Below are 19,352 nucleotides of genomic sequence, written 5' to 3'. Positions count from 1 at the left end.
GTGACGAGTCTTCCCGAAGACAGTGACAGCAGCCGCCCCGCGCCCGGCTCCGACGCGGACGACGCCGAGAAGATCGTGTGTGCCCGCTGCGGCACCACGGCCTCCGGTCCCCGGCCGACGTGGACCTGTTCCGTGGAGAACGGCACCCGCCGCTACTTCTGCGACAACTGCGCCCGCGACAACCTCAGATCGATCGAGGGCCGTCTCGACTCGGCCTGGTGGTAGCCGGGTTCGGTGAGCGGCAGGACCGTGTTCCGCGGATTCTGAGGCGGGCTCACGCCTCGGCGGCCGACACCTCTTCGCCCAGTTCCTCGTCCTCCAGCCCCTCGTCCTCCGGCACGAACCCCGGGAGCCACTCCTCCAGTTCGTCGCGCAGACGGACCGTCGCGCCGAGCTGGCACAGGACCCCTATGGTGCTGAGCGTCACCCGGTGTATGAGGAGATACGCGGGCGGCAGGTTCAACTGCCGGCCCAACTGGTGGGCTGGGGAACGCGGATCGGCGATGCGGGCGGCCTGACTGCGCATCCAGTTCCGGGTGAAGGTGAACTCGTCCACCTCGGCCGGTTCGATGATCGGCAGCAGATAGTCCAGGACCGCGTCGGGTTCGAGGTCTATCGACTCCTTGACGAAGCCTTCCTCGCGGAGCAGTTCGTAGACCGACTCGGCGTCACCGTCCAGTGTCATGCGCAGCGAGTCGCCGATCGGCTGCGGCAGACCGCCGGGAAGCCGGTCCACCGTGCCGAAGTCCAGGACCCCCAGCCGCCAGCCGCCCTCCTCGTCGGGCAGCAGACGGAAGTTGCCCGGGTGCGGATCGGCGTGCAGCAGGCCGGTGCGGGCCGGGCCCGAGAACAGGAAGCGGGCCAGCAACTGGCCTGCGCGGTCCCGCTGTTCCGGCGTGCCGTCGTTGATCACCTCGGACAGGGGCACCCCGTCCATCCACTCCGTCACCAGGACCTGGTCGCACTGGTGGACCACCGCGGGCACCTGCACGTCCGGGTCGTCCGCGAACTCCTCGGCGTGCGCGGCCTGGGCCTGTGCCTCCAGGCCGTAGTCGAGCTCCTCGGAGACCCGGTCGCGCAGCTCCGTGATGAGCGGCTTGATGTCCATTCCGGGAATCAGGGGCCCCAGGAGCCGTGCGAAACGGCTGAGTTGGGTCAGGTCGGACAGGAGAGCCTCGCCCGCGCCCGGATACTGCACCTTGACGGCGACCTCCCGGCCGTCGTGCCACACCGCCCGGTGCACCTGACCGATCGAGGCCGCGGCGGACGGCTTGTCCTCGAACTCCACGAACAGCTCGGGCCAGTCCGCGCCGAGCCGCGCCTCCAGCACGGAGTGGACCGTGCGCGTCGGCATGGGAGGTGCCGCGTCCTGGAGCTTCGTGAGGGCCGCCCGATAGGGGCCCGCGATCTCCTCCGGCAGTGCCGACTCGAACACGGACAGTGCCTGCCCGAACTTCATCGCACCGCCCTTCAACTCCCCGAGGACCTTGAAGAGCTGCTCGGCCGTGCGCTGCTGGAGTTCCCGGCCCACGATCTCCGCCGACTTCCCCCCGATCCGCTTCCCGAGACCCCAGGTCGCCCGCCCGGCGAAGCCGAGTGGCAGCGCGGCCAGTTTGGCAGTCCGGGTGACTGCCTTCCGGGGAAGATCAGACATGCGCCCTCCAGGTCCCAGCAAGCTGTGCCGCGTGCGGCTGTCGCCCTGCCATTGTCTCGTGCGCCCGGCCGTCCCCGGGGGTCCCCTCACCATTTGTTTTCCCGGCGGTGCCGCAGGCGCAGGCGGGATGCGCCCGGACCGGTGCCGCACGCCACTCGCATCCGGGCAGCGACGCCTCCCAGCGGACACCCGCGCGGACGGGCCGATCCCCGTCCAGGAAGGAGAGCGCATGGCTCGCCGCGAGTCCGGCCACCGCCGCGGCCAGGGCGAGATCACACGCGGCGACCCGGCGCTGCCGTCCGGACCGCCACTGCGCCACCAGCCGCGGCCAGGTCGGATCGAGGTCGGTGCGCCGCTGGTCCAGACAGCCCGCGCAGCCGGTCTCGCCCGGCAGGACCAGGGGCCCCACGACTCCGGTCGCCTCGACGACCCCCGCGTACAGATGGGGCGTCCCTGACAAGATCAGGCTCTCGGCCGACAGGGGGTCCGGCGCGTGGACGGCGAGACCGTCCCGGGGAGTGAGGACCACCAGGGACAGCCCGCGCGTCTCCTCCCCCGTGCCCTGCCGGGCGAAGACCCGGGGCGGACGGTCCGGGGCGGCCCGGCGCACCGCCCGCCGGGCGGCGTCCTCCCGGCGCTCGCCGATGGACTCGACGCGAAGCCCGCCCGGCGCCAGGTCCCACGGCTCGACACGGCCGAGGTCACGGACCTCGACCTCGCCCACCCCGGCGCCGGCGAGCAGTGCGGCCAGAACGGCTCCCACCCGGCCGGCCCCCCGCACCTGTACGCGCAGGCGGCGCCGCGCCGCCAGCCGTTCGACCGCCCCGCCCGGCTCGCGGGCGAGGAGGGAGAGGGAGGCGAGGTCCGGGCGCAGCCGGTCCATGGCCTCCTTCCTCGCGCGCAGGGCGTCCGCGGCCGGACCGCCTCCCGTCGTGTCGTCGAGGAGACCGGACCCGGCCAGCCGGGCCACCAGAGCGTCGACATGGCCGTCGGGCAGCCCCATCTCCCGCCCCTGCTCACGCAGCAGCGGCATCCCGCGTGTCCCGTCGAGCAGTTCGAGAAAGCTGCCGGTCGCCGTGTCCATCGGGCCCAGCACCATCGCGTGCGCGGGTGTCATCCCGAACTGCACGGTGTTGAGATCCCGCCAGCCGCGCCGCAGCGCGGGCTTCACGATCGGATGCATGACCTACCCCCGTAGACCCATCGGTACGTCCCCGTACGTCCCCGTGCGTCCGCGGTGCACTCCCGCAGCGCGGACCGGATGCCAGCATGCCCGTGCCCGCCGGAGCGCGTCGGAAGTTGTCCACAGATGGCACCGTTCGTCGTACGAATCGGACGGGCAGACTGCGGATCGGCATCGAACCGTCCCGGGGGCGGGACTTCCCCCACGCACAGCAGGTAACGTCAGGGCGTGCCCGCCGACCCACCGCACAGCGCCGCGACCTCACAGCGCAGCACGACGAGCCCGCCGCCGAGCGGTTCGGGGGCGCGCGCGATCGAGGTCCGCAGGAGCGCCCGACGGCGCAGAACGGTCTCCGCGTACCGCGAGGGCGACCGCACCGTCGTGCTCATCCCCGCCCGGATGTCCGAGGCGGAGGAGAAGCGCTGGGTGACCGTCATGCTCGACAAACTGGCGGCCCAGGAAAGCCGGCGGGTGCTCGGTGACACCGAACTCGCCGAACGCGCCGAGCGGCTGTCGGCCCACTACTTCGGCGGCCGGGCGCGGCCCTCGTCGGTGCGCTGGGTCACCAACCAGAACACCCGCTGGGGCTCCTGCACCCCTGCCGAGGGCAGCATCCGTCTGTCGCACCGGTTGCAGGGCATGCCCGAGTACGTCGTCGACTACGTCCTTCTCCACGAGCTCGCCCATCTGCTCGTACCCGGACACGGGCCCCGGTTCTGGCGGCTCCTGGAGGCCTACCCGCGTACCGAGCGCGCCCGCGGCTACCTCGAAGGCGTCGTCGCCGCGGACCGGCTGCCCCACCCTCCGGCGGCGCGCGACGAGTAGGGCCCGGCCCGTCCCGCCGAGGGTGTGATTGTGTACCGGCTCTGCACCGGCTTCGTCCACTTCCGGACTTTGCCGTTAGCCTGACGCGACGCACTCGCATCGGGATGGGGGACGGTCGTTACGCATGGCCAGGGAATTCCAACGCGGCCACAAGGCCAAGATCAGTGACCTGACCGCGGGCACGGATCTGTACGTAGGCGTGCAGATCACCGGCCCCGGACTCACCTTCGACATCAGCTGCTTCGGCCTGGACGCCGACGAACGGCTCTCGGACGACCGCTACTTCGTCTTCTTCAACCAGCCGAAGTCCCCCGAGGAGTCCATCCAGCTGCTCGGCGCGCAGTCGGGCGACACGGAGTCCTTCCGGGTCACCCTCGACCGGATTCCGGCGCAGATCCAGAAGCTGTCGTTCACGGCGACGATCGACGGCGCCGGACAGATGTCGCAGATCGCCCCCGGATACCTCCGCGTCGTCGCGGGCGGTGAGGAGGTGGCCCGGTACGCGTTCAGCGGCGCCGAGTTCTCCACCGAACGCGCCGTGATGCTGGGCGATTTCTACCTCAAGGACGTCTGGCGCTTCGCCGCTGTGGGACAGGGCTTCGACGGCGGCCTCGACGCGCTGCTGAAGAACTTCGGAGGAGAGGTCGCCGAGGAGGCGCCCGCAGCCCCGCAGCCGCAGTCCGGTGCCGCGCCGTCCTTCGCCCCGCCCGCGTTCGGCGCGCCGCAGGCGCCCGCTCCGGCGCCCGCCCAGGGCTTCGCGCCTCCCCCCGGTGCCACCCCGCACGCTCCGATGCCCGCGCCGTCGGTGCACGGCGCACCGACGATCGTGGCACCGCTGCACATCCCGACGGGCGGAAGCGTCCCGCCGCCGGGTCCCGCGCCCTACGGGCAGCCTCCCGGCTACGGCCAGCAGCCGCCCGGGCCGCCGGCCAACCTGCCGCCCGGCTACGGCCAGCAGCCTCCGACGGCGCCCCCCGGCTACGGCCAGCAGCCGCAGTACGGCCAGGTCCCTGGGCAGTACCCGGGCCAGCCCGGTGCCCCGTCCGCCTACGGCGCGCCCCAGGGCGCCGCGCAGGCCGGGGCCGGTGTGACCGCCGCGCTGAGTGCCTTCAAGGAGACGCCCACCGGCCAGCGGTGGACCCCGCAGAACAAGAAGCTCATCCGCGTCGACCTCGGCATCGGCGGCCAGCCCGTACTGGCCCGCCAGGGCAGCATGGTGCTGTACCAGGGCAAGGTCGACTTCAGCTACAAGGGCGCCGGATTCGCCGGCCGGCTCGTCGGCAGCGCGACCGGCCAGGAGATGCAGCTGATGCGCTGCACCGGCCAGGGCCAGGTGTTCTTCGCCGAGAACGCCACCCATGTGCACCCCATCGAGCTCCAGGGGGACGCGATCTGCGTCTCCGCCGAGAACGTCCTCGCCTTCGACGAGTCCCTCCAGTACGAGGTCCGTCGCATCGAGGGACACGGCATCCCCGGGGGCGCGCTGTTCACGATGCAGTTCCAGGGCACGGGAACCATCGTCGTCAAGACGCACGGCGCGCCCGTCGTCCTGCCGGTGACCCCCACGACCTTCGCCGACTGCAACGCCGTCGTCGCCTGGTCCGCCGCCGCCCAGGTGATCGTCTCCAGCCAGGTGAGGATGCGCCGCAACGCCTACGCCGGTGACACCGGCGAGAGCGTGAACCTCCAGTTCCGCGCCGCGCCCGGCAGTTTCGTCGTCGTCCAGCCGTACGAGGTCTGAGGGAGTCCGTCATGAACCAGCCACTCGCGGGCTTCGCCCCCGCACCCGTCACCGCGCGCATGGAGAACCACGGCAGTCACATGCTGAAGGTCGCCATGCAGACCGGAAGCGACCTCCTCGCGCGCGTGGGGTCGATGGTCGCCTACGAAGGGTTCGTGCAGTACGAGCCCAACCCGCCCGCCGTACGCCAGATCGCCCGCGACTGGATGACCGGCGAGGGCGCGCCCCTCATGAAGTGCTCCGGCGACGGTCTGCTCTACCTCGCCGACTACGGGGCGAACGTCGTCGTCATCAACCTCAACGGCGACGCGATCTCCGTCAACGCGACCAATCTGCTCGCCTTCGACGCCCACCTCACCTGGGGTGTCGAGCGGGTCAAGGGGCTCGCCAAGTTCGCCGGACAGGGTCTGTGGAACACCAAGATCTCCGGTCAGGGCTGGGTCGCGCTGACCTCTCGCGGCAACCCGATCGTCGTCGACTGCGGCGGCGGTGAGGACGAGACGTACGTCGACCCCGACGCGCTCGTCGCCTGGTCCCCGAACCTCAAGGTGAAGGGCAAGCGCAGCTTCAAGGCACAGTCGCTGATCGGACGCGGCAGCGGCGAGGCGTTCCAGATGGCGTTCTCCGGGCAGGGCATCGTCGTCGTCCAGCCCAGCGAGGACAGCACCGACCGCCTCCGAGTCCGGGGCTGAGGGGGAGCAGGATCATGCAGAGCCCGCTTTTCGGCTACAACGAGCAGCAGACCCAGGACCGCTACAGCCTCCAGAACGCGCAGATGCTGCGGGTCGTCCTGGAGGGCCACGACGACATCCTGGCCCGCAAAGGCACCATGGTCGCCTACCAGGGGCTCGTCGAGTTCGACGCCGAGTACCAGAACAGCAGCCAGCACCGGGCGCGCGCGTACACCGGTGAGGGACTCGACCTGATGCGCTGCCACGGGCAGGGCACGGTCTACCTGGCCAACCTCGGCCAGCACGTGCACATCCTGGACGTCGACCAGGACGGCCTCACCGTCGACAGCGCCTATGTGCTGGCGATGGACTCCGGGCTGCACCACGAGGTCATCGCCGTGGACAGCCAGTACGGCATCTCCGGCTCCGGCAAGTACCAGCTCAACATCACGGGACGCGGCAAGGTCGCGCTGGTGACCTCCGGGTCGCCGCTGATGATGCAGGTCACCCCGGACCGGTACGTCAACTGCGACGCCGACGCGATCGTCGCCTGGTCCACCGGTCTGCGGGTGCAGATGCAGGCCCAGACCCACTCCTCGGGAGTGTGGCGGCGCCGCGGCAACACCGGCGAGGGCTGGGAGCTCAGCTTCATGGGCACCGGCTACGCGCTCGTGCAGCCGAGCGAACTGCTGCCGCCGCAGAACGCGGTGATCGGCCAGGGACTGCGCGCCCAGTACGGCATGGGCCAGCAGGGCGTGCACGCGCAGAACCAGGGCAATGCCTGGAGCTGACCGTTCCGCCGTACGGAGTACGACGGGCCCCTGAGCGGAGGCGCGGGGTACGTCGGTCCGCCGAGCAGAGGTGAGGGGCGACCGCCATGGGCGGTCGCCCCTTACACGTCGGTGCCCCTCGCGGCGGTCACAGCCGGGCGAGGGTCGCCTCCAGAAGGCGTACGACCGATGCGTCGGCCACGTCGGCGACCTCGGCGTACGTGAACCACCGCAGGTCGAGGGACTCGTCGCTGATGGCCTCGACGGCGTGGGCCGGGGCGAGGGCCGCGTACTGGACGTCCAGATGCCAGTGGCACGGCGCCGGGATGGCGTGCCGGTCCAGCGTCACGGGGCCGCCGGGCAGCAGGGTCAGTCCTTCGACGCCCGACTCCTCCGTCGCCTCGCGCAGGGCGGCCTCGGTCAGGGTCGCGTCGCCCGGCTCGCAGTGCCCGCCCATCTGGAGCCACATCCGGAGCTTGCGGTGCAGCGTCAGCAGGACGCGCCCGCGTGACGGGTCGATCACCAGGGCACTCGCCGTGAGATGCCCGGAGTGGCAGGCCTTCCACATTCCGTCCGGGTGCTCGGACAGGTGGTCCAGATAGACCTGGCGCAGCTCTTCCTGGCCCTCGTACGCCTTCAGTACGAGGACCGCGTCGTCGTGCAGGCTCACTCGGCGCCGTCGCCCTTGCCGGAGTCCGCGGAGTCACCGGAGTCGTCGTGCTTCTTCAGGTCCGGCTGCTCCGCGGTGCCGCTCGCGGCCTCGCCGAGCATCTTGTCGAGCTCGGAGAAGTCCATGTGCTCGCGGTGCACGAAGCCGTCGGGGTCGTCCAGGTCGGACGCCGTCGGCAGCATGTCCGGGTGGGCCCACAGGCCGTCCCGGCCGTCGACGCCCCGCGCGTCGGTCAGCGAGGCCCAGAGCCGGGAGGCGTCGCGCAGCCGGCGCGGGCGCAGCTCCAGACCGATCAGGGTGGCGAACGTCTGTTCGGCTGGGCCGCCCGTGGCACGGCGGCGGCGCAGCGTCTCGCGCAGCGCGTCGGCCGACGAGAGCCGCGGCTTGGCCGCCGAGTGGACGACCGCGTCCACCCAGCCCTCGACCAGTGCGAGCGCCGTCTCCAGACGGGCCAGCGCGGCCTTCTGCTCCGGCGTGTCCTCCGGCTGGAACATGCCCTGCTGGAGCGCCTGCTGGAGCTCCTCGGGGTTCTGCGGGTCGAACTGGCCGACCACGTCCTCCAGCTTCGCGGTGTCGACCTTGATCCCGCGCGCGTATCCCTCGACGGCGCCGAACAGGTGCGAGCGCAGCCACGGCACGTGGGCGAACAGGCGCTGGTGGGCGGCCTCGCGCAGGGCGAGATAGAGCCGCACCTCCTCCTGGGGGACGCTCAGGTCCTTGCCGAACGACTCGATGTTCAGCGGCAGCAGCGCGGCCTTGCCGACCGGGCCGAGCGGCAGACCGATGTCGGTCGAGCCGACGACCTCGCCCGCGAGCACGCCGACGGCCTGGCCGATCTGCGTGCCGAACATGGCGCCGCCCATGGAGCGCATCATGCCGATCAGCGGGCCCGCCATGGCCTGCATCTCCTCGGGCAGCACATCGCCCATGGCCGCGCCGACCCGCTCGGCGACCGGGTCGACGAGCTCCTTCCACACGGGCAGGGTCGCCTCGACCCACTCCGCCCGGCTCCAGGCCAGCGCGGAGGCCGCGCCGGACGGCAGGGACGTCGCGTCGTCCAGCCACAGATCGGCCAGACGGACGGCCTCCTCGACGGCGAGCCGCTCGGCGGGACCGACGCTCGCGTCCTTGGTGCCGTCAGAGGTGCCCTGGGCGACCGTCTGCCGGGCGATCTGCTTGGCCATGTCCCAGTTCACCGGTCCGCCCTCGTACGAGAGCATCTGCCCCAGCTGCTGGAACGCGGCGCCCAGGTCGTTGGGGTTCATCGAACCGAACATGGCTGCGAGCGGATTGTCGGCTCCGGGGCCACCGGCTCCGGGCGGCCCGAAACCGAACGGTCCCTGACCACCGCCGCCCTGCTGGTCCTTCTTCTTGCCCTCGTCGCCGTTGTCCGGCTCCTCCGGCGGAAGGCCGAATCCGAATGGGGTGTCACTCACGGGATTCCTCGGCTGGTAAGGCCGCCGGTGCGTTCCGACGGCGGCTGCCCACAACACCACCCAGCGTAGACACCTGAACCCGATCGGGCCTCGGTGCTTCGCCGACTCGTCGCCTGCGGCAGGATGGATGCCACCTGGTAGGGGCGCGTCACACGCGCCCGTTACTGAAGACAACCGCTGGAGACGCCCGGTGAGTTCCCCAGATCCGCAGGTTCGCGCAGCGCGAAACCACTCAACCAGCTCAGCCTCGCGCGGCCCCGTCGTCGCGGTCACCGGCGCCGCGGGCGGTGTGGGGGCGCTGCTCACCGCGCGGCTGGCCGCCAGCGAGGGGATCAAGCAGGTCGTCGCCATCGACGAGCGGCGCGGAGAGTGCGCCGAGGCGCAGTGGCACATCCTCGACGTCCGGGACCCGGCGATCGCCGAGAAACTGCGCGGGGCGGACGTCGTGGTCCATCTGGCGCTGGACCTGGATCTGGAGACGGACGGAGCGGCCCGGACCGCCTACAACGTCCGGGGGACGCAGACCGTGCTCACCGCGGCCGCGGCGGCCGGCGTCCACCGGGTCGTGCTGTGCACGTCGGCGATGGTCTACGGAGCGCTGCCCGACAACGAGCTGCCCCTGTCCGAGGACGCGGAACTGCGGGCCACGGCCGAGGCGACGGGCGTCGGCGACCTGCTGGAGATCGAGCGGCTCGCGCGCCGCGCGCCGCGGGCGCACCCGGGGCTGAACGTGACCGTCGTACGGCCCGCGGTGCTCGTGGGCGGCGGCACCGACACCGCGCTGACCAGGTATTTCGAGTCTCCTCGGCTGCTGGTGGTGGCGGGGTCCAGGCCGGCCTGGCAGTTCTGCCACGTCGAGGATCTGTGCGACGCGCTGGAGTACGCCGTCGTCGAGAAGGTCGAGGGCGAACTGGCCGTCGGCTGCGACGGCTGGCTGGAGCAGGAGGAGGTGGAGGAGCTGAGCGGGATCCGGCGGATGGAGCTGCCGTCCGCGGTCGCGCTGGGTGCCGCCGCCCGTCTGCACCGGATCGGGCTGACGCCTTCGCCCGCCGGGGACCTCGCCTACACGATGTATCCGTGGGTGGTCAGCGGGAGCCGGCTGCACGACGCCGGATGGCGGCCGCGCTGGACCAACGAAGAGGTCCTGGCGGAGCTGCTGGAGGAGGTCGCGGGGCGGCACACGGTGGCCGGCCGGCGACTGGGCCGCAAGGACGCGACCGCGGCGGGCGCGGCGGGCGCGACGGTGGCCCTGCTGGGCGCGGCGGCGGTGGTCCGCCGGGCCCGGAAGGCCCGGCGGAGGTTCTGACACCGGGGCGGCGTCGCCGCGGCCCGCCCGCCCCGCAGGGCGTCGTGCGCGTTCCGCCCGGACCCGCGCCGCGCCCGTTCGGCGTCGCGTGCGTTTCCGCGCTCCCCTGTGCCGCACGCCCCCGCGCCCCACGGCGTCGTACGCGCCCGCCCCTGTGGTCCGCGTCCGCGCCCCGCCCCACGACACGCCCGGGTGTCCTGGAGGAGGCTCCAAGCGGTACGCGCGCGTGCCGGGGGAAAGCCGTATTCCAGGCACTCCGCGGGGTGCGGCACGATGGGGGGTATGGCACCTACCTACGACCACCCCGGCGAGCGGGCCGCGCAGGATCCGATCCGGCTGCTCGCGATCCGCGACGAACCGCTCTCCCTGGACGAGGTCTTCAAAGCGGTCGGGGACGACGCCGCCGGAGGGACCGCGCTGTTCGTGGGGAGCGTGCGCAATCACGACGCGGGCGCCGACGTCGACGAGCTCGGGTACTCGTCCCATCCCACCGCCGAGGCGGAGATGCGCCGTGTCGCCGAGAAGGTGGCCGCCGCCTATCCGGTACGGGCGCTGGCCGCCGTGCACCGGGTCGGTGACCTGCGGGTCGGGGACCTGGCCGTGATCGTCGCCGTGTCGTGCCCGCACCGCGGCGAGGCCTTCGAGGCCTGCCGCATGCTCATCGACGACCTCAAGCACGAGGTGCCGATCTGGAAGCACCAGCGGTTCTCCGACGGCACGCAGGAATGGGTCGGCGCCTGCTGAGACCCGCCGGATCCCCGGGCGCCGGGGACTTACCCGGGGCTGACCGACTTCTCACCACCGTCCGGTTGCGTAACCCGGGCCCTGCCGTGAGCGTTGACACTGCGGATGGTTAATCTGCTGAACAGTGCAGATGTCAAATCTGCTGATCAGTCAGGTCGCTCATGGGGATGGGAGGTCGACATGGCGGCGCTTGCCTGGTTGCTGATTCCGCTGATGGCCGCGATCGGTGCCAGTCTGTGGGGCGGTTGGGCCGGCCGGAATCGCAAGGCCGCGGGAGACGGTGTCGAGCTCGCCGGATACACGCGCTTCCGTGAGGCCATGGAACGGACCGACGTCCGGGAGAAGTCGCACTCCGACGTCTGACGCACCCGGTCCGTCCCCGCACGCCGACGCGATGCGCCCAGGCGTTCGACGGACCGCGTACGGCCTCCGGTGACCCACGGCCGTACGCAACGCTTCGGATCACCGCCCGGAACACGGCATTCGCGCCGTTCGGGCGGTCTCCGGACCCACCACGTACGGACGGCCCCGACGGTGCGCTTACATCACTGTCCCGTACTGTCGTTCCATGCCACGCCGCACCGCGACGATGCTCGCCTCCACTCTGATCCTGATCGCGCTCCTGTGCGCGGGAGTGTTCATCAAAGTGCCGTACTCGGAGATGTCGCCGGGTCCCACGGTGAACACACTGGGTGACCACGACGGCGAGCCGGTGCTTCAGATCTCGGGCCGCAAGACGTACCCGACGAACGGTCATCTGAACATGACCACGGTCCGGGTCACGAGCGCCGACTACAACATGAACCTCGTCGAGGCCGTGTACGGATGGCTGGCGCACGACAGCAAGATCGTGCCGCACGACACGCTCTACCCGGGCGGAAAGACCGAGCAGCAGTCGACGCAGGAGAACGCCGAGGAGTTCAGCCAGTCCCAGGAGAGCGCCAAGGTGTCCGCACTGAAGGAGCTGGGCATCCCGGTGAAGTCCTGGGTGATCGTCTCCACCGTCGTCAAGGGCTCCCCGTCCGAGGGCCGGCTGCACGCCGGTGACGTCATCAAGGCCGTCGACGGCACGGTCGTCAAGGCGCCCGACGACGTCGCGAAGCTCGTCACCAAGCACAAGCCAGGCGAGAAGGTCGTGTTCACGATCGTGCCCGCCAAGGAGCAGGCCGCCGCCGTGAAGGAGCACACCACGGCGAGCGCGACCAAGAAGGTGACGATCACCACGGCCAAGTCCGACGACGGCGGCACCGACCGTGCCGTGGTCGGGATCTCGGCCGGGACGGACCACACGTTCCCGTTCACCATCGACATCAAGCTCGCCGACGTCGGCGGCCCGAGCGCGGGTCTGATGTTCTCGCTCGGCATCGTGGACAAGCTCACTCCGGGGAACCTCACCGGAGGCAAGTTCGTGGCCGGCACCGGCACCATCGACGACAACGGCAAGGTCGGTCCGATCGGCGGCATCGACATGAAGACCGTCGGCGCGCGCAACAAGGGCGCCCAGTACTTCCTGACGCCCAAGGACAACTGCGCCGAGGCCGCGAAGGACACTCCCGGCGGGCTCAGGCTCGTCAAGGTCGACACGATCGGCGACGCGATGAAGGCCCTGAAGGACATCAGCGCGGGCCGGACCTCCGATCTGCCCCAGTGCACCACCAAGGGCTGATGGCACCGCCCGTCCACGCCTCCAAGGGGTGACGGACACCGCCCGTCCGTGTCAGGGGGCGCTCCGCGATTCGCGGGGCGCCCCCTGACACGTCCGCGCGCGGATCAGTCCGCGAACGTCGCCGACAGCGCCTCGGCGAGCCCCGGCACGAGGCCCGCGCCCGTCAGCACCTCCGTCGCCGCGTCCTTCTCGCGCAGCCGCACCGCCGAGTCGCGGGTGCCGTTCCGCAGGACGCCGACCGTCATCCGCACCTCCTGGCGGTCGGGGTGCGCGGCGACCCACTGGGTGAGCTTCTTGCCGCTGAGGCCTTCCGGGACCGATGCCTCCGCGGACGGCGGCAGCATCAGCCGCTCGACGGTGAGCGCGCAGCCGACCACCGCGTCGGGCCAGGCGATGGTGCCGAGGAACTCGTCCAGCGGCTTGCCGGCAGGGATCTCGTCCTGCTCGATGGGGGTGAGGGCGGTGGTCTGCTGCTCGTTCTCCAGGCCGAGCTGAGCGGCGAGGCCGGGTTCCTGTGCACGCAGCCGTGCGGTGTCTACGAGGGCGAAGAGGCGGGCGGGCTGGTCCCAGCCGAGGCCGGAGGCGTACTCGTCGATCTCGAGTACGGCCCGGGTCAGGGGGCTCGCTGCCATGGGAGTGTTGGACATGGTCACAATCCTGCCTCGTTCGTGACCTGAATCGGGAACCGAGTAAAGCGTGAGTAAGTTGCATAGATGAGGCTCCCCGATCACGGAGAGCCTTGCTGACGGTCCACCGACATGGGGACCTGACGGAATCGATGCGACTTCGAGGTGCGCACCTTGGCTTTCCAGATGCCGGACCGCGGCGGAGGCCCGACGGGGTCACGGATCAGAGTGGGCCGGCCGTCCCGGCGTGTCCGGACCCTGCTCATGACACTGGGCGTGCTGGCCGTGCTGGCCATGGCCTTCGTCATGTTCGCGGGGTTCTGGACGGACTGGCTCTGGTACCGCTCCGTCCACTACTCGTCGGTCTTCACCACCACACTGTGGACCAAGATCGGGCTCTTCTTCGTCTTCGGTCTGCTGATGGCGGCCGCGGTGGGCTTCAACATCTGGCTGGCGCACCGGCTGCGCCCGCCGCTGAGCGCCATGTCGATGGAGCAGCAGAGCCTCGACCGGTACCGCATGGGCATCGCGCCGTACAAGCGCTGGCTGCTGGTCGCGATCACGTCCCTGGTGGGTCTGATCGCGGGCGCGTCCGCCTCGGGCCAGTGGCGTACGTGGCTGATGTGGGTGAACGGAGTCCCCTTCCACCAGACGGACCCCCAGTTCCACCTCGACGTCTCGTTCTACGCCTTCGACCTGCCCTGGTACCGCTTCCTGCTCGGCTTCGGCTTCGCGGCCGCCGTGCTCTCGCTGATCGCCGCCGCCCTCACGCACTACCTGTACGGCGGACTGCGGATCACCAGCCCGGGAGCGCGCGCCACGGCCGCGGCCACCGGACACCTCTCGGTGCTCCTCGGTGTCTTCGTCGCCCTGAAGGCGGTCGCCTACTGGCTCGACCGGTACGGACTCGCGGTGAAGTCCAGCGACTTCAAGGCGACCGGCAACTGGACGGGCCTGCGCTACGTCGACGCGAACGCGTATCTGCCCGCCAAGACGATCCTGTTCTGCATCGCGGTCATCTGCGCGCTGCTCTTCTTCGCGACGCTGTGGCGCCGCACCTGGCAGCTGCCGGTGATCGGCTTCGGCCTCATGGTGCTCTCGGCGGTCCTCATCGGGGGTCTGTACCCCGCGATAGTCCAGAAGTTCCAGGTCGAGCCCAACGAGCAGGCCAAGGAAGCCCCGTACGTCGAGAAGAACCTCAAGGCGACCCGCGAGGCGTACGGGATCGCCGGCACCGATGTGCAGGACTACCCGGGGGCGAGCGACACCAAGGACAAGGCCGAACTGCGTGACGACGCCGACACCGTCGCCAGCATCCGGCTGATGGACCCGAACATCGTGTCGCCGACCTTCCAGCAGCTCCAGCAGGTGCGGAACTACTACGGCTTCCCGTCGAACCTGGACGTCGACCGGTACAGCAAGGACGGCAAGGAGCAGGACACCGTCCTCGGTCTGCGCGAGCTGAACCTCGCGGGCATCCCGAAGAACAACTGGATCAACGACCACTTCCGGTACACCCACGGCTACGGCATCGTCGCGGCCAAGGGCACCACGGCCGACAACGAGGGCCGCCCGGTCTTCACGGAGTACAACCTGCCGTCCAAGGGCGACCTCGGCTCGTACGAGCAGCAGGTCTACTACGGCGAGAAGACCACCCAGTACTCGATCGTCGGCGGTCCCCAGAAGGAGATCGACTACTCCGACGACAGCGGCGAGAAGACCACCAGCTACAAGGGCAAGAGCGGGGTCAGCCTCGCGAGTCCGGTCAACCGGGCCGCGTACGCGGTGGCGTTCGGCGAACCGCAGATCCTGTACTCGGGCGCCATCGGCGAGGGTTCGCGGATCCTGTACAACCGCACGCCCAAGGAGCGGGTCGAGGCGGTGGCCCCCTGGCTGACCATCGACGGCGACGCCTACCCGGCGGTCGTCGACGGGAAGATCCAGTGGATCGTCGACGCGTACACCACCACCAACGGCTATCCGTACGCCTCGCGTACCACGCTCGGTGACACCACGGCGGACTCGCTGACGGCGGCCAACAACCAGCGCGCTGTGGTGGCCCAGCAGAACCAGGTCAACTACATCCGCAACTCGGTGAAGGCGACCGTGGACGCGTACACCGGCGCGGTCAAGCTCTACCAGTGGGACGCCGAGGACCCGGTCCTGAAGACCTGGATGAAGGCGTTCCCCGACACGGTGCAGCCGCGCGCGTCGATCTCGCCCGAGCTGATGGCCCATCTGCGGTACCCGCAGGACCTGTTCAAGGTCCAGCGCGAACTCCTCACCCGCTACCACGTGAAGGACGCCCAGACGTTCCTGAGCGGCAGCGAGGTGTGGCAGGTCCCGGACGACCCGACGAACAAGTCGGGCAGCGCCGTGCCGCCGTACTACCTGAGCATGAAACTGCCGGGGGAGTCGTCGCAGGCGTTCTCGCTGACGACGACGATGACACCCAACGGACGGGACAACCTGAGCGCGTTCGTGTCGGTCAACGCCGAGGCGGGGACGCCCGGTTACGGCAAGATCAGCATTCTGAAACTGCCGACCGGCAGAACCGTCGACGGACCCAAGCGGGTGCAGAGCCAGTTCAACTCCGAGCCGTCCATCGCCGAGTCCATCAGACTCCTCAGAGGCGGCGACTCGGAGGTCGAGTACGGCAACCTGCTGACCGTGCCGCTCGACGGCGGACTGCTCTACGTGGAACCGGTGTACGTCCGCGGCGGTGACCTCAAGTACCCGCTGCTGCGCAAGGTGTTGGTGACCTACGGAGGCAGCACCGCCTTCGAGGACACCCTGGGCCAGGCGCTCAACAAGGTCTTCGGGGCGGAGAGTTCGACCCAGCCGCCGGACGAGAGCACCACCAAGCCGCCCACGTCGGGCAACCCGACGGTCCAGGCCGCGCTCGACGACGCCCAGAAGGCCTTCGACCAGGGCCAGGAAGCCCTCAAGAAGGGTGACTGGAAGGCGTACGGCGAGGCGCAGAAGAACCTGGAGGACGCGCTCAAGCGGGCCGAGGACGCGCAGGCCAAGGCGGCCAAGCCCGCCGGCGGTTCCGGAGCGGGCGGGACGAGCGACAAGAGCGCGGGCAAGAGCGGCACTTCGAGCGCGAGTCCCGGTCCGAGCCCGAGCTCCAGCGGCTCGAAGGGCTCGGGAAGCGGCTGATCAGGAGCTCCTCCCGCGCCGTGGTACGGTTGAGACACAACGGCGCGGGGTGGAGCAGCTCGGTAGCTCGCTGGGCTCATAACCCAGAGGTCGCAGGTTCAAATCCTGTCCCCGCTACTGAAGTCGAAGGCCCGGATCCAGTTCATGGATCCGGGCCTTCGACGTGTGACGCCACGCCGGGGTGCGCCGGTGACCTGGCCCGTCGCATGAAGTGCCGCGACATGCGGGGGGAGTTGGGCGTTCTGTGTTTGACTTGTCTCTCTGTGGGCATGTCGACAAAACGCTGAAGTGACCTCACTGGCTGCGGTATACCAGGTGTACCCAGGTAGCAGGTGGTGCGACGATGGACGTTATGGGGGACAAGGCAACTCTGTTGGATACAGGGCGGTTTGCGCAGTCTGCCGAGTTCGAGCAGCCTGCGGATCTCACACAGTCCTCCGACCGGGACGAGACCGGCGAGGCTGCCGAGGAGGCGCGCCAGTGGTCGGCCGCGGAGGCCGGCGACGTCGAGGCGATGAGCGTCCTCGGGGCCATGCTGCTGCGCCGCGGCGATCTCGACGCGGCCGAACCGCAGTTGCGCGTCGCCACCGCGGCCGGTGACCGTGCCGCCGCCAACAATCTGGGTGTCCTCCTCTACCAGCGCGGATACGCCGACGAAGCCGCCGGATGGTGGCGGATCGCCGCCGTGGCCGGCAGCGCTGCCGCCGCCCACGCGCTCGGCCGGCACCACCGCGAGCGCGGTGACGAGCCCGCCGCCGAGTACTGGCTGCGCCAGTCCGCCGAGCAGGGTCACGCGCTGGGGGCGTACGCCCTCGCCGATCTGCTGGAGCATCGTAGCGACGTGGGTGCCGAGCAGTGGATGCGGGCCGCCGCGGAGCGAGGGCACCGCGAGGCCGCCTACCGGCTGGCGCGCACGCTCGACCGCAAGGCCCTGGACTCGGGCGAAGCCGTGGGCGACAACGGTGTCATCGGCGCCGCCGGACAGGCCGCCGAGCAGTGGTACCGGCAGGCCGCCGCCCGTGGGCACCGACGGGCCGCGCTGCATCTCGGGGCGATCCTGGAGAAGCGCGGGGACCTCAAGGAGGCCGGGCGCTGGTATCTGACGTCCGCCAAGGACGGTGAGGCGCGGGCCGCGTGCGCCCTCGGGTTCCTGCTGCGCGACGCCGGGGACCCCGACAGCGCCGCCGTCTGGTGGCTGCGGGCAGCTCAGGACGGGGACGGCAACGCTGCCAACGCGCTGGGCGCCCTGCACGCCGAGCGGGGCGAGCCCCAGACCGCCGAGCGGTGGTACCGGGCCGCGATGGACGCGGGCGATGTGAACGGCGCGTACAACCTCGGACTGCTCTGTGCCGAGCAGGGGCGGACCGCGCAGGCCGAGCAGTGGTACCGCAGGGCCGCGTACGCCGGTCACCGCGAGGCCGCCAACGCCCTGGCCATCCTGCTGCTCCAGGTCGGCGACGCCGCCGGAGCCGAGCCGTGGTTCTCCAAGGCCGCGGAGGCCGGGAGCGTGGACGCCGCGTTCAACCTCGGCATCCTGCACGCCGGACGCGCCACCGAGGGCGACGAGGCCGCGGCGCTGCGGTGGTACGAGCGCGCGGCCGCCGCCGGGCACACGGAGGCGGCGCTCCAGGTGGGCATCGCGCGGCTGCGGGAGGGTGACGAGCCGGAGGCCGAGCGCCATCTGCGGTGCGCCGCGGGTGGGGGCAGCGCCGAGGCCGCCTACCGGCTCGCCGCCGTGCTCGACGCCCGGCGGCCCCCGGCGCCCGCCCATGAACTCGGGGAGCCCGCGCAGGAGAAGAGCGAGTGCGAGGAGTGGTACGAGCGGGCCGCGTCCCAGGGGCACCGGCGTGCGCAGGTGCGGGTCGGGATGCTGGCCGCGGCGCGGGGTGACGTGGTGGAGGCGGCACGCTGGTACCGCGAGGCCGCCGAGGCGGGGTCGCGCAACGGCGCCTTCAACCTCGGGCTGCTGCTGGCCCGCGAGGGGAGCGAGCCCGAGGCGGCGCTGTGGTGGACCCGCGCGGCCGACGCGGGCCACGGGCGGGCGGCGCTGCGGCTGGCGCTCGTGTACGCGCGGCGCGGGGAGCTCGCGGAGGGCCAGCGGTGGGCCGACCGGGCGGTGTCGCTGGGGCCGGCGGAGGTCTCCGAGCGGGCGGCGCGGCTGCGGGACGCGTTGCGGGAGGAGCTGTCCGCGTGAGGAGCCGGGTCCCCGGGGGTGCCCCGAGGGCTTGCGCCAAGGGATTTGCGCACGCCACGCTCTTGACGTACTGTTCAGTTCATCGACGCGGGGTGGAGCAGCTCGGTAGCTCGCTGGGCTCATAACCCAGAGGTCGCAGGTTCAAATCCTGTCCCCGCTACTGAAGGCCGAGGGCCGGAATCCGAAAGGGTTCCGGCCCTCGGTGCGTTTGCGGTCTTGACGCGGAAACGCAGCCGCGAACAGCGAACGACCATCCACGAACCACGCGTTCGCGTGCCCCTACGCCGCCATGGCCGCGCAGTCCGGGCAGACGCCCCGGTAGGTCACCTCGACGTTCGAGACGGTGAAGCCGAAGCGCTCCGAGTCCGGGAGGTCGCCGAGCGGGTTGCCGATCGGGTGGACGTCGCGGATCGCGCCGCACCGGGCGCAGACCAGATGCTGGTGCGGGCGGTGCGCGTTCGGGTCGTACCGCTTGGCGCGCTTGTCCGTGGCGACTTCCAGCACCTCGCCGAGCGAGACCAGCTCACCCAGCGTGTTGTAGACCGTCGCCCGGGAGATCTCGGGCAGCTTGGCCACGGCGCGGGCATGCACCTCGTCGGCCGTCAGATGGACGTGGTCGCCGTCGAGGACCTCGGCCACGACACGTCGCTGCGCGGTCATCCGCCATCCACGTCCGCGCAGTCGTTCCAACAGGTCACTCATAC

General features: G+C 70.9%; 17 protein-coding genes and 2 tRNA genes. 13 read left to right on the top strand and 6 right to left on the bottom strand.

Annotation, left to right across the window (positions count from 1 at the left end; genetic code table 11):
* Positions 1-225, top strand: coding sequence for a hypothetical protein (locus ACZ4AA_RS05100; protein ID WP_467595533.1), 225 nt, complete (start codon positions 1-3; stop codon positions 223-225).
* Positions 226-274: 49 nt separating this feature from the next.
* On the opposite strand, the gene ACZ4AA_RS05095 is transcribed toward ACZ4AA_RS05100, so the two are convergent.
* Together ACZ4AA_RS05095 and ACZ4AA_RS05090 are read right to left on the bottom strand one after the other, a co-directional pair.
* Entirely contained in the window at positions 275-1,654 is a 1,380-nt protein-coding gene (locus tag ACZ4AA_RS05095; RefSeq protein ID WP_467595530.1) for an ABC1 kinase family protein, read from the bottom strand.
* Positions 1,647-2,837 carry a TOMM precursor leader peptide-binding protein gene (locus ACZ4AA_RS05090; protein ID WP_467595526.1) on the bottom strand — a complete coding sequence of 397 codons (1,191 nt, stop codon included), beginning with the start codon at positions 2,835-2,837 and terminating at the stop codon, positions 1,647-1,649. Before ACZ4AA_RS05090 ends, ACZ4AA_RS05095 begins: the two co-directional genes overlap by 8 nt.
* Before the next feature lie 228 nt (positions 2,838-3,065).
* On the opposite strand from ACZ4AA_RS05090, the gene ACZ4AA_RS05085 reads away from it, so the two are divergent.
* From ACZ4AA_RS05085 to ACZ4AA_RS05070, 4 genes are all read left to right on the top strand, one after another.
* A complete protein-coding gene (locus ACZ4AA_RS05085) occupies positions 3,066-3,662 on the top strand; it encodes a M48 metallopeptidase family protein (protein WP_467595523.1) in 597 nt (198 codons plus the stop codon).
* Between the two features lie 124 nt (positions 3,663-3,786).
* Positions 3,787-5,403 carry a TerD family protein gene (locus ACZ4AA_RS05080; RefSeq protein ID WP_467595520.1) on the top strand — a complete coding sequence of 539 codons (1,617 nt, stop codon included), beginning with the start codon at positions 3,787-3,789 and terminating at the stop codon, positions 5,401-5,403.
* An 11-nt stretch (positions 5,404-5,414) separates the two neighbouring features.
* Positions 5,415-6,095 (top strand): AIM24 family protein, encoded by a 681-nt coding sequence (locus ACZ4AA_RS05075; protein ID WP_467595516.1) that lies wholly within the window; start codon positions 5,415-5,417, stop codon positions 6,093-6,095.
* A gap of 14 nt (positions 6,096-6,109) precedes the next feature.
* Positions 6,110-6,865 carry an AIM24 family protein gene (locus ACZ4AA_RS05070; protein WP_467595514.1) on the top strand — a complete coding sequence of 252 codons (756 nt, stop codon included), beginning with the start codon at positions 6,110-6,112 and terminating at the stop codon, positions 6,863-6,865.
* Between the two features lie 127 nt (positions 6,866-6,992).
* On the opposite strand, the gene ACZ4AA_RS05065 is transcribed toward ACZ4AA_RS05070, so the two are convergent.
* Complete coding sequence (locus ACZ4AA_RS05065) at positions 6,993-7,514, bottom strand: NUDIX hydrolase (protein WP_467595511.1); 522 nt, start codon at positions 7,512-7,514, stop codon at positions 6,993-6,995.
* The gene (locus ACZ4AA_RS05060; RefSeq protein ID WP_467595508.1) at positions 7,511-8,950 is read right to left on the bottom strand and encodes a zinc-dependent metalloprotease; all 1,440 of its coding nucleotides are present in this window, start codon (positions 8,948-8,950) and stop codon (positions 7,511-7,513) included. The genes ACZ4AA_RS05065 and ACZ4AA_RS05060 overlap by 4 nt, the downstream gene beginning before the upstream one ends.
* Positions 8,951-9,140: 190 nt before the next feature.
* Here ACZ4AA_RS05060 and ACZ4AA_RS05055 point away from each other — a divergent pair, with 190 nt between their 5' ends.
* From ACZ4AA_RS05055 to ACZ4AA_RS05040, 4 genes are all read left to right on the top strand, one after another.
* The gene (locus tag ACZ4AA_RS05055) at positions 9,141-10,256 is read left to right on the top strand and encodes an SDR family oxidoreductase (RefSeq protein ID WP_467595505.1); all 1,116 of its coding nucleotides are present in this window, start codon (positions 9,141-9,143) and stop codon (positions 10,254-10,256) included.
* Between the two features lie 282 nt (positions 10,257-10,538).
* On the top strand, positions 10,539-11,000 hold the full coding sequence (locus ACZ4AA_RS05050; protein ID WP_467595502.1) for a molybdenum cofactor biosynthesis protein MoaE: 462 nt from the start codon (positions 10,539-10,541) through the stop codon (positions 10,998-11,000).
* Positions 11,001-11,180: 180 nt separating this feature from the next.
* On the top strand, positions 11,181-11,363 hold the full coding sequence (locus tag ACZ4AA_RS05045; RefSeq protein WP_467595499.1) for a hypothetical protein: 183 nt from the start codon (positions 11,181-11,183) through the stop codon (positions 11,361-11,363).
* 205 nt (positions 11,364-11,568) lie between these two features.
* Positions 11,569-12,666, top strand: coding sequence for a YlbL family protein (locus ACZ4AA_RS05040; RefSeq protein WP_467595497.1), 1,098 nt, complete (start codon positions 11,569-11,571; stop codon positions 12,664-12,666).
* A 104-nt stretch (positions 12,667-12,770) separates the two neighbouring features.
* Here the strand turns inward: ACZ4AA_RS05040 and ACZ4AA_RS05035 are convergent, their stop codons facing one another.
* On the bottom strand, positions 12,771-13,313 hold the full coding sequence (locus ACZ4AA_RS05035) for a PPA1309 family protein (protein WP_467595494.1): 543 nt from the start codon (positions 13,311-13,313) through the stop codon (positions 12,771-12,773).
* Positions 13,314-13,478: 165 nt separating this feature from the next.
* Here ACZ4AA_RS05035 and ACZ4AA_RS05030 point away from each other — a divergent pair, with 165 nt between their 5' ends.
* The 4 genes from ACZ4AA_RS05030 (at position 13,479) to ACZ4AA_RS05015 (ending at position 18,808) form a co-directional block, all read left to right on the top strand.
* The gene (locus tag ACZ4AA_RS05030) at positions 13,479-16,454 is read left to right on the top strand and encodes a UPF0182 family membrane protein (protein WP_467597040.1); all 2,976 of its coding nucleotides are present in this window, start codon (positions 13,479-13,481) and stop codon (positions 16,452-16,454) included.
* Positions 16,455-16,497: 43 nt separating this feature from the next.
* A tRNA-Met gene (locus ACZ4AA_RS05025) sits at positions 16,498-16,571 on the top strand.
* 226 nt (positions 16,572-16,797) lie between these two features.
* The gene (locus ACZ4AA_RS05020) at positions 16,798-18,648 is read left to right on the top strand and encodes a tetratricopeptide repeat protein (protein ID WP_467595491.1); all 1,851 of its coding nucleotides are present in this window, start codon (positions 16,798-16,800) and stop codon (positions 18,646-18,648) included.
* 86 nt (positions 18,649-18,734) lie between these two features.
* A tRNA-Met gene (locus ACZ4AA_RS05015) sits at positions 18,735-18,808 on the top strand.
* Positions 18,809-18,927: 119 nt separating this feature from the next.
* Here ACZ4AA_RS05015 and ACZ4AA_RS05010 read toward each other — a convergent pair.
* Positions 18,928-19,350 (bottom strand): Fur family transcriptional regulator, encoded by a 423-nt coding sequence (locus ACZ4AA_RS05010; RefSeq protein ID WP_467595489.1) that lies wholly within the window; start codon positions 19,348-19,350, stop codon positions 18,928-18,930.
* Positions 19,351-19,352: the final 2 nt, after the last annotated feature.

The sequence above is a fragment of the Streptomyces sp. NPDC024698 genome (genome assembly GCF_055559015.1).
This window is presented reverse-complemented; position numbering and strand designations above follow the sequence as displayed.